Source organism: Mesorhizobium sp. LSHC420B00 (assembly GCF_000503055.1).
Classification (GTDB): domain Bacteria; phylum Pseudomonadota; class Alphaproteobacteria; order Rhizobiales; family Rhizobiaceae; genus Mesorhizobium.
The window spans coordinates 17,167-29,553 of the sequence record NZ_AYVY01000024.1; the positions used below are offsets into that span (position 1 = coordinate 17,167).

A 12,387-nucleotide genomic window follows, 5' to 3' on the forward strand; every position below is an offset into this window, starting at 1 on the left:
CTTTCTTTACTGCAACGAACAACGCCCGTGGTGCTCGTACCATCTCAAAGCAGCAGGTAAGGACGGCGGGCTGGTTCAGTTGTTGGTTGATCTCCTGCCCCACGGCGATGGCTATCACAAACGAGACCTTCAACGGCTCGAAGCGACACAAGACGCGCCGTCGAAGGGGATCGCATGCTTGACCGTGAAATAGATCCAATTGGAGCGCGAAACCACCATGGACAACTCCGCCGACGGCGCCATCGCGCCGCCCGACACTTGCGGACGGTCTCGCTTGGCGGCCTCTGGCCCACGCGCTTCTGGACCGAGGTTATGACCTGGTCACCGGGGGCACTGACAATCACATGCTGATCCTTGATCTTCCCGATCGACCACTATCCGGCAAGGCTTATGCCGAGCGGTTAGCGAAGGCAGGCATCATTACGAACTTTAATATGGTGCCGGGGGACTCGCGCCATCCTGAGGTCACAAGCGGAATTCGCCTGGGGGCGCCAGCAGTGACGTCAATGGGCTTGCGCGATGTGGAAACCGTGCAAATTGCTGGCTTCATGGACTCCGTCCTCCGGCGAGCCAGAAGACGAAGATCTCCATGCCTGCTTGCGAAGAGACGTTGCCGACCTGTGCGCTGCGTTCGAGGTCCCGGGCCTCACCGACAGGTAAGGTGGGCTAAGCAAAATGCCCCATACAACTCCAACACCCGAAGCGAGGCATTTCATGGCTAGGCAGTTCGTGTTCTCTTCCGAATCGGTTGGCGCGGGACACCCGGATAAGTTGGCCGACAACATCTCGGATGCCATCCTCGATGCCATCCTCCGCACCGATCCCAAGGCGCGCGTCGCCTGTGAAGCGTTGGTAAAATCAGGGATGGTCGTTCTGGCTGGCGAGATTACCAGCGATGCGCAGGTGGATTATAGCCAAGTTGCGCGCGATACGATTCTCGATATTGGATACGACGACGAGGCCGTCGGCTTTGACGGCCGGCGTTGCTCCGTCGTTCATGCACTCACCGAGCAGTCGCCCGACATCAGCCAGGGCGTTGACGAGGGACGAGGGCAGGACCTCCAACAGGGAGCGGGAGATCAGGGCCTCATGTTCGGCTACGCATGCCGCGAAACCGATACTCTGATGCCTTTGCCGATCCAGCTCGCTCATCGCTTGACGAAACGACAGGCAGATGTCCGGAAAGCACGACAGCTTGGCTGGTTGCGTCCTGACATGAAATCCCAAGTCTCAGTGCGCTATGAGGGGTTGCGCCCTGTCGCCCTGGATACCATCGTCGTATCGACCCAACATGACGAGCAGGTCTCGCAAGAGACGGTCCGCGAGGGCGTCATTGAGGAAATCATAAAGCCTGTCCTGCCGACCCACCTGGAGACGGAAGGCATCAGAATTCTGGTCAACCCGACGGGGAGGTTCGTAGTCGGCGGGCCGCGCGGCGACTGCGGTCTCACTGGACGCAAGATCATCGTCGATTCTTATGGTGGGATGGGTCGTCACGGCGGCGGCGCCTTTTCGGGCAAAGACCCGTCCAAGGTTGACCGCTCAGCTGCCTATGCGGCCCGGTATGTCGCAAAGAATATCGTCGCTAGCGGACTTGCGGACGTCTGCGAGGTGCAGCTTGCTTACGCAATCGGCGTGGCCAGTCCGGTTTCTGTCATGGTCAACACGTTCGGAACAGCGAGGGTTGAGGAAAGAAGGATCGAGCGCCTCATTCTTGAGTTGTTCGATCTCAGACCGAAGGGCATTATCAAGATGCTTGATCTCTTACGCCCTATATACCGCAAGACCGCGACCTATGGCCATTTCGGCCGTGAAGAGCCTGACTTCACCTGGGAGAAGACAGACAGGGCCGACGAATTGCGTCGCGAGGCAGGACTTGCCGCCCCGTGAGGGCTGGCGCCGAACCGATTGGCAAGCGGAAAGCCCATTCCCACTGGCCAGACCCGCCCGCGCCGGCATGCCAGAAAGCCGGTGGGTTTTTGGCGGAGACATGAATTGATGCCGGACTATGACGTGCTTTGTATAGGAAATGCCATCGTCGACATCATCGCCCAGTGCGACGAGGCGTTCCTGGAGACGAACGGCATCATCAAGGGCGCGATGAATTTGATCGACACGAGGCGCGCCGAACTGCTCTACAGCCGCATGGGCCCGGCCATTGAAGCCTCGGGCGGCAGCGCCGGCAACACGGCGGCGGGCGTGGCCNCTTTCCCTACACGACGCTCTTCCGATCTACGAGGCGCGCCGAACTGCTCTACAGCCGCATGGGCCCGGCCATTGAAGCCTCGGGCGGCAGCGCCGGCAACACGGCGGCGGGCGTGGCCAGCTTCGGCGGCCGCGCCGCCTTCTTCGGCAAGGTCTCGAACGACGCACTCGGCGAAATCTACGCGCATGACATCCATGCCCAGGGCGTCGCCTTCGACACCAGGCCGCTCAACGGCGAACCGCCGACGGCGCGCTCGATGATCTTCGTCACGCCGGACGGCGAGCGCTCGATGAACACCTNCGCTCAACGGCGAACCGCCGACGGCGCGCTCGATGATCTTCGTCACGCCGGACGGCGAGCGCTCGATGAACACCTATCTCGGCGCCTGCGTCGAGCTCGGCCCGGAGGACGTCGAGGCCGACAAGGCGTCGGGCGCCGCGGTCACCTATTTCGAGGGCTATCTGTGGGACCCGCCGCGCGCCAAGGAGGCGATCAGGCAGACGGCGAAGCTCGCCCATGCCGCCGGGCGCGAAGTGTCGATGACATTGTCGGACTCGTTCTGCGTCGACCGCTACCGCGACGAGTTCCTCGATCTCATGCGCTCCGGCACCGTCGATATCGTCTTTGCCAACAGCCACGAGATCAAGTCGCTCTACCAGACCGCTTCATTCGACGAGGCGCTGGCGCGGATCCGCAGGGACTGCAAGATCGCCGCCGTCACCCGCTCGGAAAAGGGCTCGGTGATCGTGCGCGGCGACGAGACCGTGACCATCAATGCGACCAGGATCCGCGAGCTGGTCGACACGACAAGCGCCGGCGACCTCTATGCCGCCGGCTTCCTCTACGGCTACACGCAAGGCCGCAGCCTCAAGGATTGCGGCGATCTCGGCTCGCTGGCAGCCGGGCTGGTCATCCAGCAAATCGGCCCAAGGCCAAGGCAGAATTTGCGCCGCGAGGCCGAGCAGGCGGGATTGCTGTAGGTGGCGAGCCAAGAACCAGCTGCCCACCCTCCTTAATCCAGCCCGAGCCTTTTCTTCAGTTCCGCATTCTCCTTGCGGAGACGATCGGCAAGCAGGCTCTTTAGCCGCTTGTTTTCTTCCTCGAGCGCGACGAGATCCTTCAGCCCGTCACTGTCCGCCGCAGGCGCCGCCGCCTTCTTCCAAAGATAATATGTCTGTTCCGAGATGCCGGCTTGCTTCACCGCGCTCTTGAGAGTAGCGCCGCCGCCGATCGAGGCCTCGATCTGCGCCAGCTTCTGGGCACGATCCTTCGCGGAGTAGCTCTTTCGGCCTGTTCGCGCTGACGGCGGTGCTTCAGTAGTCGCAGATATCGGCTTGGCGCCCTTCTTGCCGGCAGGCGCGCTCGCCTCAGCTTCTGGCTTCCTCGACCGCCGCGCTCTCGTCTTCGGTTTTGGCGTTTCCGCTTTGTCTGCCGGTTCGCTAGGAACTACTGCTGACTCGGTTTCCAGGGGATTGGCCATGAAATGCTCCACTCGCGGTTTGTGCAAAGGTTCAGCATCAAGGGCCACTACAGTAGAGTCAACAAGCTGACGATTTAACGGCTCGACTTCCTTTGTTGTCTCGGCCATCGCCGCGGCAATGTCGAAATTGCCCCAGATGGAACGTGCGGATTCTTGATAATTGCGCTTTTGTTTGACTTCCACAGTGAATGGTCGCGTCTGCCGCCTCATAGTTCCTTCCTGAATAGGAGAATGAAGTCGCCGCTCGAATTTTTGGCGCTTCCTGCTTAGCGCGGAGCATTATCGTATAGCCGCTCAACGGGCAAGTGATGCCGGTCTTCGATGGCCATCTGGGGAGATTTGAGCGGCTTCGCGCGTCCTGCGCATGCCTGTAAGCCAAGTTTTCTGGGTTAGCAGGCGCGCCACTGTGGCAGCTTGGCTTGTACGGCGAGGCCACGGTTGAGGGAGGCGAACCAAATCCAGCCCCGCGCTCGATCCCGAAGCTTCCCACAATGCCGAAGAGAACATCTTCACTCGTTCCTTTTCAGCACAAGACCTTCCGTTCGCTATGGTCGGCTGCACTCGTTTCGAACCTTGGCACCCTAGTGGACGGTGTGGCGGCGGCTTGGCTGATGACGAGCATCGCGCCTCCCATGGAATGGTGGCGCTCGTCCAGTCATCGACCACCCTCCCCTACATGATCTTTTCGCTCGCGGCGGGAGCGCTCGCGGACAACTTTGACCGTCGCCGGATCATGTTGACTGCGCAACTGCTGATGGTCTGCGTATCCGCTTTCCTGGCGTTCCTGACCTATGCGGGGGAAATGACACCCTGGACCCTTCTGGGTCTCACCTTTCTGATCGGCTGTGGTTGGGCATTGCACGATCCCTCTTGGCAAGCCTCGATGGGGGATATCCTGCCTCGCGAACACCTGCCTAGCGCGGTTGCGCTCAACGGCATGAGCTACAATCTAATGCGCAGCATCGGGCCGGCGATTGGCGGCATAATCGTGGCCACAGCCGGTGCGGCCTTCGCGTTCCTCTTCAACGTCTTTTGCTACTTCGCTCTGATCGCTGCGCTGTTGCGGTGGAAAGCCGTACGGGCACGACAAGCGCTGCCGCGGGAGGCTTTCGGCAGTGCGATGGCGGCCGGCTTCCGTTACGTGCTCTTGTCGCCGAACCTTCTCAAGGTGATGTGCCGGAGTTTCGTTTTCGGCCTCACCGTCGTTGTCATTTTGGCTCTCCTGCCGTTGGTTGCTCGCGAACAGGTCAAAGGGACCGCGGTCATCTACGGCGTGACGCTTGGCTTCTTCGGCCTGGGAGCGATTTGCGGCGCGCTCCTCATCGGGCGGGTCCGAGAAGTTCTCTCCAACGAATGGGTCATTCGCGGTGCGTTCTTTATATTGGCGATCAGCTGCTTCTTTCGGGCATGGAGCGAGCACGTTGGGCTGAGCTGTCTGCTCTTCATGCCAGCCGGTGCGGCCTGGATTCAATCATTCTCGCTGTTTAACGTCACAGTGCAGCTTTCGGCGCCACGGTGGGTGGTTGGACGCGCCCTGTCTCTCTATCAGACGGCCACATACGGCGGCATGGCGGCGGGAAGCTGGCTTTGGGGCGAACTGGCGGATGTCCAAGGTGTTTCGGGAGCCTTGCTCGTCCGCCAGCTGGTTCTTGTGATTGGGGGACTGATGGGCATCCTTCTGCGTCAGCCGGATTTTGAAACGCTCAATCTGGATCCGACCAACAAGTTCACCGAACCGACGCTGCAACTTGACCTGCGGCCACGAAGCGGTCCGATCATGGTGATGGTTCGACTATCGTGTCGATCAGAGAGATCCAGACTCGCCCACAATAATTATCTGAATTTCAGCACTAATTTTTGATCGCCCATTCGTGCTGTGTACCAGCCCTGTGTCTTGCGCAAGTGGTCACGAACGGCTGCCGGAGCCTCGAAGACGCCCTAGAAACACATGCTGCGATTTTTGAACACGCTTGACGTGTTAGATTAATTCATCCACAATGCGTGTATTGAACACGCGAGGTGAGTTATGAACATAAAAGAACTTAGGGTTCGACTGGGCATGACTCAAAAAGATTTGGCAGAGCAGATGGCAACGACGCAACAGACTGTGGCCCGTTGGGAAACAGGCAAAACGCAGTTGAACGTCGAGCAGATCAAGGACCTTTGTCTCACGTTGAAATGCACAGTCGAGGAGCTGCTGGGCTGGAAGATTGATGTCGAGGAGTGGCGCACGAGCCCGTTTGCAATTGCCGATGCCGAAACGCGATACGGCACGCTTAGAATCAAGATGACTGTTGGCAGCCGCCAATATCCTATCGATGAAAAGGCGCGTGAATCGATCTTACATCAGTTGAAGGAACTTCATAATCTTCGTAGAAATAACACAAGCAGGCCATGGCTGTATTGTTGGAGCCTTGACAACAAAATACTCTTGATCAATCCGCAATATGTCCGCACCATTGAGCTTATCGGTGACGATGTAGAGGAGATGCCAGAGTATTATCATCCAGAAATCTATCGGGCTTTGGATGACTGGGATAAGGGTGAGGCTTCAGGAAAGCTGAAGAAAGAATGCGATGCCATCATCGCAGAGATGGGTGATCAGGAAGCCGTGCGCATGGCCTCCTATGTTCGCGTCACGTATGACGACGGAGAAGATGAGTGGAACTTCTTGGATGAAGAAACCACTACGACTTTCTTCGGATTGGAAGCTGCGACCTTTGACGTTCCCCAGTGTAGTTTCGCCGAAGTGGAGGAAGAAGGTTACTACCGAGCGCGATACGCCAACCTTGATCGCGTCGCGGTGATGGAGGTTCCAAGCGACCGTTATCACAGATTGACCGCGCCCGAGGAAGCTTAGAATCATCCACGAAGGGCGCATGTTACATATCGACCTTGCGTGCTGCGTTTTCAGTACGAGATGACGTTAATCGTAGGTAGTGGCAGGTAAGAGTGCTCGACCAGAAGCTCAACTGCCTCCTCAATATCGCTGCCGATGTGCCGCAGGACACGCCCACGGGAGCGTGGATAGACGTGAAGTTCCTGCACTCCACGGTCCGCTCTCCCATCGCCGGTGTGTGCCCGACGCCATCTTGTGGACGAGCTTGGCCGCCTGCACCCGCTTGTATTCCGGCTTGCGGTCCGCCTGGGCGGTCCGCCGCGATGGTTATCTCCATGTCAATCGGCCCCGAACTTTGACTGCCCGCTGCTTTTGATGAAATTGGCGAGGTCCCGCGCATAATCACTCTTGGTCTTCTCCTCGAGGCCCTGTGTCGCGAACTTGTGGTCCAGCAGGGCAAACAGGTCCAAGTCCCCCTCCGCCCGTGGCGCTGGCTTGCCCTCACCGCCCTCGGCTTCCCAATTGGGAACCGCTTCTGCGCCTCATCGGGTGAATAGTCGCCTCCGGCTTCCTGAGATTCGTTTCAGCCGCAAGCTGGATTGCCTTGAAGGCAGCGTGAACACGCCGGTTCGTGAGGGGATCGGTGTTCACGCCCCGCTCAACGAACAGTTCATCGACTGTAGGACCGAACCAGCGGTCAACCCCTCCTCTTTGCCCTTGTTTAGCCGCTGGACCGCTTTCCAGATGCCTTCCCCCCGGTTCGCTGTCCATCATGCCGACCAAGCGAGCGTAGAGGATGCCCGCGAGGGCCTGGAACTGCTTGTTGGTGAGCGGCTGAGGGCCTTGCCTGAACCGCTGCCAGAACTCATGGAGCGCAGCGTCCGTCTCGCGATGCCGCCTCTTGGCCTCTGCGGGGTCTTTGGTATCGAGGCTGACCTTGACGGTTGCGACCGCTTTCACCGTTCTGATGGTGCCGCCAACGGGAATTGTCACCCTTCCATCGAGTGGAATATCCTTCAAATCGGCAGGCGCGCGTTGCCGAAGAGTAATACAAGCCAGTCTTAAGGTCCGGGCATTCTCAAGCTCATGTGTACCACCCCTGTGTACCAGACAGGCGGCAAAAAGACCAAGAAAGTCAGATAGTTGTTCCCTATCAAAGGGAGTAAGCTGGTGTTGCGGGAGAGGATTGAAACTTCTCGGTGTGATGACATCGTGGCGAAAAGCCCGGCTGCGAGATGGCACCAGACAATGGGCGTTGCTGCGTGACCTGGAAAAGCCCGAACTATGGACCGAGTGTTATCACGTGCCAACCTGGGTCGAGTATGTTCGCCACAACAACAGGCAGACCCAGGATGACGCCGAAATCGTTGCGCGCCTGGAAGCGCTGCACCGTGGCGATTGCCCGCCCAAGACGCATTATAAGATCGAACGCCAAACCGTGCGCGTGCACGACGATTTGCCGCTCAGGCCTCACTCGGGACAGGACTTGAGCTGGCCCGATGGTTTGCGCGCGGTTACCTTGAGCCGGTGGCTGCGAACGAGCAGTTCGAGACGTCGGCCTCGATCCTCCGCAACGCGGCGCTGCACCGGGCCTCGGGTGCTCCCCTCAAAATCGTTGTGTCGTGTCACCGCGGGCATTACGGCCAACCCGTTCCAAATGGGCAACAGCCTCGCCATTGAGTCGAATGTGGTCGCGAGCAGATCACCAAAGAGGCGGTCGGAACCTTGGAGCCGAAGTTCGATGCCGAGGTGGCGTTCGCATGATGCGGCAAGCAGCACCACGGCCTTGCCGGTATGTTTGCCGCCGGCAGCCGACGAACTCCTATCCTCCTGGACCGCTGTGCGTCATTGCTTTGATTTACCGGCCGCTCAACGCTTCCACAGTTTTCGCTTTCGAGGCGACTTTTGGGAACATACCAACGGAAATTTAACATAACGACATAAACATTTCTTTATGCGGCATTGACTAAGAAGCGAACTGCTGTAATTGTCTCCCGTGCCGTGGTTCTCCGTTCGGCGCTGCCGCAGCGGAGCTAAGAGGGAAGCCGGTGCGATGCCGGCGCTGCCCCCGCAACTGTTAGCGGCAAGCCAACCCCACTCATGTCACTGAGGCGAATAGCCTTGGGAAGACGGGTAGAGGCTATGACCCCGCGAGCCAGGAGACCTGCCACGGCGAATTACGTCCACGGGCGGGGTGTCTCGGTGGCCGCTGCAGCCTGGCGTTCGTGCCGACCTGCTAGCGCCTTCCTTGTCACCGACGCCCCAACCATCGGGGTATGGCATGACTATCTCTCAGCAAATTCCTGTAGCAACGCTCGGCGTGCCGCGCTTCGGTCGTCGGCGAGAACTGAAATTCGCGCTTGAAAGCTACTGGTCCGGAAAATCGTCCGCTGCCGACCTTCTCACGACGGCGAAGGCGCTCCGTGCCGCTAGCTGGGAGGAGCAGCGCGATCGCGGCGTGTCGAAAATCCCGTCGAACGACTTCTCGCTTTACGACCATGTGCTCGACACCGCAGCCATGGTCGGCGCCCTTCCGTCCCGTTACGCCTGGAATGGCGGCGAGATCCCACTCGACATCTACTTCGCCATGGCGCGCGGCAACCAAGGTCAGACGGAGGATTGCGGGCACGGTGGTCACCAGCATGCGGCTTATCGGCCTGGTGTAACCGCGATGGAAATGACCAAGTGGTTTGACACCAACTATCATTACATTGTGCCGGAACTAGACGATGATCAGACGCTCGCCCTTTCGTCGACGAAGCCGGTTGATTACTTCCTCGAGGCTAAAGCCCTGGGCATTCACACACGCCCAGTCATCCTTGGACCGGTCACCTTCCTCAAGCTGGCGAAATCGCCTGCCGAAGGCTTCGATCCCATCGCGCTCCTACCACGGCTTCTGCCCGTCTACGAGCAACTCCTGCGGAGCTTGAAGCTGTCGGGTGCCGATTGGGTGCAGATCGATGAGCCAGCGCTTGTCCTCGATCTGAACCCGAACGAACGAGCTGCGTTCGAATTCGCCTATGGCCACCTGTCAAAAGCCGCGCCCGAGTTGAAAATCATGCTGGCTACCTATTTCGGGCCCCTGGGAGACAATCTCGAAACCGCGGTTTCTCTGCCCCTGGCCGGGCTGCATATTGATCTCGTGCGCGCTCCCGAGCAGCTGGAAACGGTGGGTCGGCTCGCACCGAAGGATCTGGTGCTCTCGCTTGGCTTGATCGATGGCCGCAACGTCTGGCGTGCGAACCTGCCCGCCATTCTCGACCGCATCAAACCGATCGTCGCCGGCTGGCCCTTGGACCGCGTCGAGATCGCGCCTTCGTGCTCGATGCTGCATGTGCCGATCGACCTGCGCATGGAGACGGAACTCGACGCCGACATCAGGTCGTGGCTCGCCTTCGCGGCCCAGAAGACCGACGAGTTGGTGTTGCTTGCCCGGGCCCTGTCCCAAGGCAGGGATGCGGTGGCAGGCGCGTTGAAAGCGTCTGCCGAGGCTGCCGCCACTCGCGTGACATCCACGAAGATCCATGACCCGCTTGTTGAGGGGCGGATCGCCAGCATTGACGACAGCATGAAGCGACGAGAGAGCGCTTTTGCCGAGCGCTCCAGAGTCCAGGCCGGCACGCTCGGGCTGCCGCCGTTCCCGACGACGACCATCGGGTCCTTCCCGCAGACGCCGCAGGTACGCAGGGCGCGGGCCGCTCATGCGAAGGGCCAGCTGAGCTATGTCGACTACGAGACCTTCCTGAAGAAGGAGATCGAGGCTGCAATTCGCTGGCAGGAAGAGATCGGGCTGGACGTGCTGGTGCACGGTGAGTTCGAACGAAACGACATGGTACAGCATTTCGGCGAGCAGCTGTCCGGCTTCGCCTTCACCCAGCATGCCTGGGTGCAGAGCTATGGGTCGCGTTACGTGCGCCCCCCCATCATCTTCGGCGACGTATCGAGGCCCAATCCGATCACGCTGCGCTGGTGCCAATTCGCCCAGTCGCTTACGGAAAACCCTGTGAAGGCAATGCTCACAGGCCCGGTGACCATTCTCAACTGGTCTTTTGTTCGCGACGACGTACCCCGCTCCGAAGCATGCCGCCAGATCGCGCTCGCCATCCGCGACGAGGTGACGGATCTCGAATGGTCCGGCGCAAGGATGATCCAGATCGATGAGGCCGCGTTTCGCGAAGGATTGCCACTGCGCCAGTCTGATTGGAACGACTATCTCGACTGGGCTGTCGAATGCTTCCGGATCGCTTCAACGGGTGTAAAGGACGCGACTCAAATCCATACCCACATGTGCTACTCGGAGTTCAACGAGATCATCGACGCGATCGCTGAAATGGATGCGGATGTCATTTCGATTGAGACGTCGCGCTCGAAAATGGAACTGCTGGACGCCTTCACGAGCTCCAAATATCCGAACGAAATCGGGCCCGGAGTCTACGACATTCACTCACCACGTGTCCCGGAAGTCGGGGAGATTTCGGACCTCGTCATGCTTGCCCGCGACCGACTGTCGGATGCCCAACTGTGGGTAAACCCGGACTGTGGCCTCAAAACACGCAAATGGGAGGAGGTCCGCCCTGCCCTCATGAACATGGTCGCTGCAGCACGTGCGCTCCGGGAGAAAGTGTAGGCCTGAGGGTTTCCTGGTTGCTCACCATGTGGTGAGTTGCCGGCTGCCGCATGTCGGCTGTGAATGTGCCAAAACGCGATCACATCCTTTGAAATAAGTCACTCGAGCGAAATGTGCACTTTCCTTCGGCACGTGTATTAATCGCGCAGGAGTAAAGGGTACCGTTTTCTCCCTGTGACGTGTCGAGTTCGAAGGGGATGTGATTGGCGTCGAGACCAGCATGCCAAGTGCACTGTTCTCGATCAGTTCGTAGCGGACTTCTCGGCTCGGTTCATCGAAATGCGCGGGTACATACATGACAGGTTCCTTCACTGGCTGCCGGGTTCGCTATTCACCGCTTGACATCCGATGGCAAGCGTTCCAACGCGGCGGCGATCTGGCGCTTCGCTGCTGAGGGCAGAGGCAGGATGGGACGCGGGGGGTCGGCACGGCAAATGTCGAGCAATTCGGCAAGTGCATAGACGACGCGAAGGCTCGAGAACTCCTTGAAGAGGCTCCAGAGCGGCGCAAGCGTGGCATCGATCCGTCGCGCTTCGGCCGCATCGCCCTGTTGCGCCGCCGTGACGATCTTCACGCAGACCTCGGGCAGGATGCCGGCGAGGACGCTGTACCATGTGTCGGCCCCGGCGATCATGGCCTCTGCGGCGTTCCAGTCGCCGCTGTAGCCGATCGAGAACCCTTCCGGCACAGTGCGCCTCTGGTCGGCCAGATGGCTCTTGATCGCATCGCCCTTGTCTGTCGGATTCTTGATGGCGACAATCCCAGCCACCTTTGCCAGGCGGCTGACAAGGGGTGGACTGAAATGGAAATGCGTCGTTCCTGGATTGTCGTAGACGACGATCGGCAGGCCACTTTCGCGCGCCACAGTGGAGAAATGTTCGAACACCTCGTCATCAGTAAGCGGGGTGTAGGAAGCGGCGGCAAGCAAACCCGCAGCAGCTCCAAGGGCCTTGGCGTCTTGCGCGAGCCCCACGGCTTCATCGGTGCGCAGCCCGCCTACACCCACCAGGACCGGCATTCGCCCCGCGGTTTCGTCCAAGGTCTCGGCGAGCGTCCGTCGCCGTTCCTCGCGCGACAGATACATGTAGGTGCCGGTGCTGCCGAGAAGACCGATGGAATCGACCTGAGCGGTGCCAAGCCGAGCAATCAGCCTGCGCAGGGCAACGTTATCGACGCGGCCGTCACGATTGCTCGGGGTGATGGGGAACGCGGAAAGACCGCTCAGGAATGCCATG

General features: G+C 59.6%; 7 protein-coding genes, 5 pseudogenes and 1 riboswitch. Of the genes and pseudogenes, 8 read left to right on the top strand and 4 right to left on the bottom strand.

All coding sequences use genetic code 11. The features are described 5' to 3' along the window. Window positions 1-284: 284 nt before the first annotated feature. The 4 genes and pseudogenes from glyA to X760_RS78170 all read left to right on the top strand — a co-directional run. A pseudogene (gene glyA / locus X760_RS75175) lies at window positions 285-660 on the top strand (serine hydroxymethyltransferase); the annotation flags it as partial. Between the two features lie 54 nt (window positions 661-714). After that, window positions 715-1,890: a methionine adenosyltransferase gene (metK, locus tag X760_RS65745; RefSeq protein WP_023721418.1), complete on the top strand. Its 1,176-nt coding sequence runs from the start codon at window positions 715-717 to the stop codon at window positions 1,888-1,890. Window positions 1,891-1,998: 108 nt separating this feature from the next. Then, window positions 1,999-2,205 (top strand): annotated as a pseudogene (locus X760_RS79175) (adenosine kinase); the annotation flags it as partial. Window positions 2,206-2,249: 44 nt separating this feature from the next. Continuing rightward, window positions 2,250-3,186 (top strand): annotated as a pseudogene (locus tag X760_RS78170) (adenosine kinase). A gap of 32 nt (window positions 3,187-3,218) precedes the next feature. Here the strand turns inward: X760_RS78170 and X760_RS65755 are convergent. Further along, window positions 3,219-3,896, bottom strand: coding sequence for a transposase (locus X760_RS65755; protein WP_245278687.1), 678 nt, complete (start codon window positions 3,894-3,896; stop codon window positions 3,219-3,221). Between the two features lie 281 nt (window positions 3,897-4,177). On the opposite strand from X760_RS65755, the pseudogene X760_RS65760 reads away from it, so the two are divergent. Next, window positions 4,178-5,494, top strand: a pseudogene (locus X760_RS65760) (MFS transporter); the annotation flags it as partial. A 218-nt stretch (window positions 5,495-5,712) separates the two neighbouring features. Continuing rightward, window positions 5,713-6,546: a helix-turn-helix transcriptional regulator gene (locus tag X760_RS65765; RefSeq protein WP_036245509.1), complete on the top strand. Its 834-nt coding sequence runs from the start codon at window positions 5,713-5,715 to the stop codon at window positions 6,544-6,546. A gap of 317 nt (window positions 6,547-6,863) precedes the next feature. On the opposite strand, the gene X760_RS78930 is transcribed toward X760_RS65765, so the two are convergent. Further along, complete coding sequence (locus tag X760_RS78930; protein WP_023721421.1) at window positions 6,864-6,995, bottom strand: hypothetical protein; 132 nt, start codon at window positions 6,993-6,995, stop codon at window positions 6,864-6,866. Window positions 6,996-7,026: 31 nt separating this feature from the next. Continuing rightward, complete coding sequence (locus tag X760_RS65770) at window positions 7,027-7,767, bottom strand: DUF6538 domain-containing protein (RefSeq protein ID WP_348633248.1); 741 nt, start codon at window positions 7,765-7,767, stop codon at window positions 7,027-7,029. Between X760_RS65770 and X760_RS76585 the strand changes: the two are divergent. Further along, window positions 7,730-8,017: pseudogene (locus tag X760_RS76585) on the top strand (MFS transporter); the annotation flags it as partial. The gene X760_RS65770 and the pseudogene X760_RS76585 sit on opposite strands and share 38 nt — an antisense overlap. Before the next feature lie 493 nt (window positions 8,018-8,510). Then, window positions 8,511-8,712, top strand: a riboswitch (cobalamin riboswitch). Between the two features lie 94 nt (window positions 8,713-8,806). Continuing rightward, on the top strand, window positions 8,807-11,152 hold the full coding sequence (gene metE, locus X760_RS65785; RefSeq protein WP_023721425.1) for a 5-methyltetrahydropteroyltriglutamate--homocysteine S-methyltransferase: 2,346 nt from the start codon (window positions 8,807-8,809) through the stop codon (window positions 11,150-11,152). Between the two features lie 331 nt (window positions 11,153-11,483). Here the strand turns inward: metE and X760_RS65790 are convergent, their stop codons facing one another. Beyond that, the gene (locus X760_RS65790; RefSeq protein ID WP_023721426.1) at window positions 11,484-12,386 is read right to left on the bottom strand and encodes a dihydrodipicolinate synthase family protein; all 903 of its coding nucleotides are present in this window, start codon (window positions 12,384-12,386) and stop codon (window positions 11,484-11,486) included. Window position 12,387 lies beyond the last annotated feature (1 nt).

What these genes read in the sequence shown, in the direction of transcription:
- metK (WP_023721418.1), top strand. Translation starts at nt 715, where the DNA reads ATGGCTAGGCAGTTCGTGTTCTCTTCCGAATCGGTTGGCGCGGGACAC.
- X760_RS65790 (WP_023721426.1), bottom strand. Translation starts at nt 12,386, where the DNA reads ATGGCATTCCTGAGCGGTCTTTCCGCGTTCCCCATCACCCCGAGCAAT.
- X760_RS65755 (WP_245278687.1), bottom strand. Translation starts at nt 3,896, where the DNA reads ATGAGGCGGCAGACGCGACCATTCACTGTGGAAGTCAAACAAAAGCGC.
- X760_RS65765 (WP_036245509.1), top strand. Translation starts at nt 5,713, where the DNA reads ATGAACATAAAAGAACTTAGGGTTCGACTGGGCATGACTCAAAAAGAT.
- metE (WP_023721425.1), top strand. Translation starts at nt 8,807, where the DNA reads ATGACTATCTCTCAGCAAATTCCTGTAGCAACGCTCGGCGTGCCGCGC.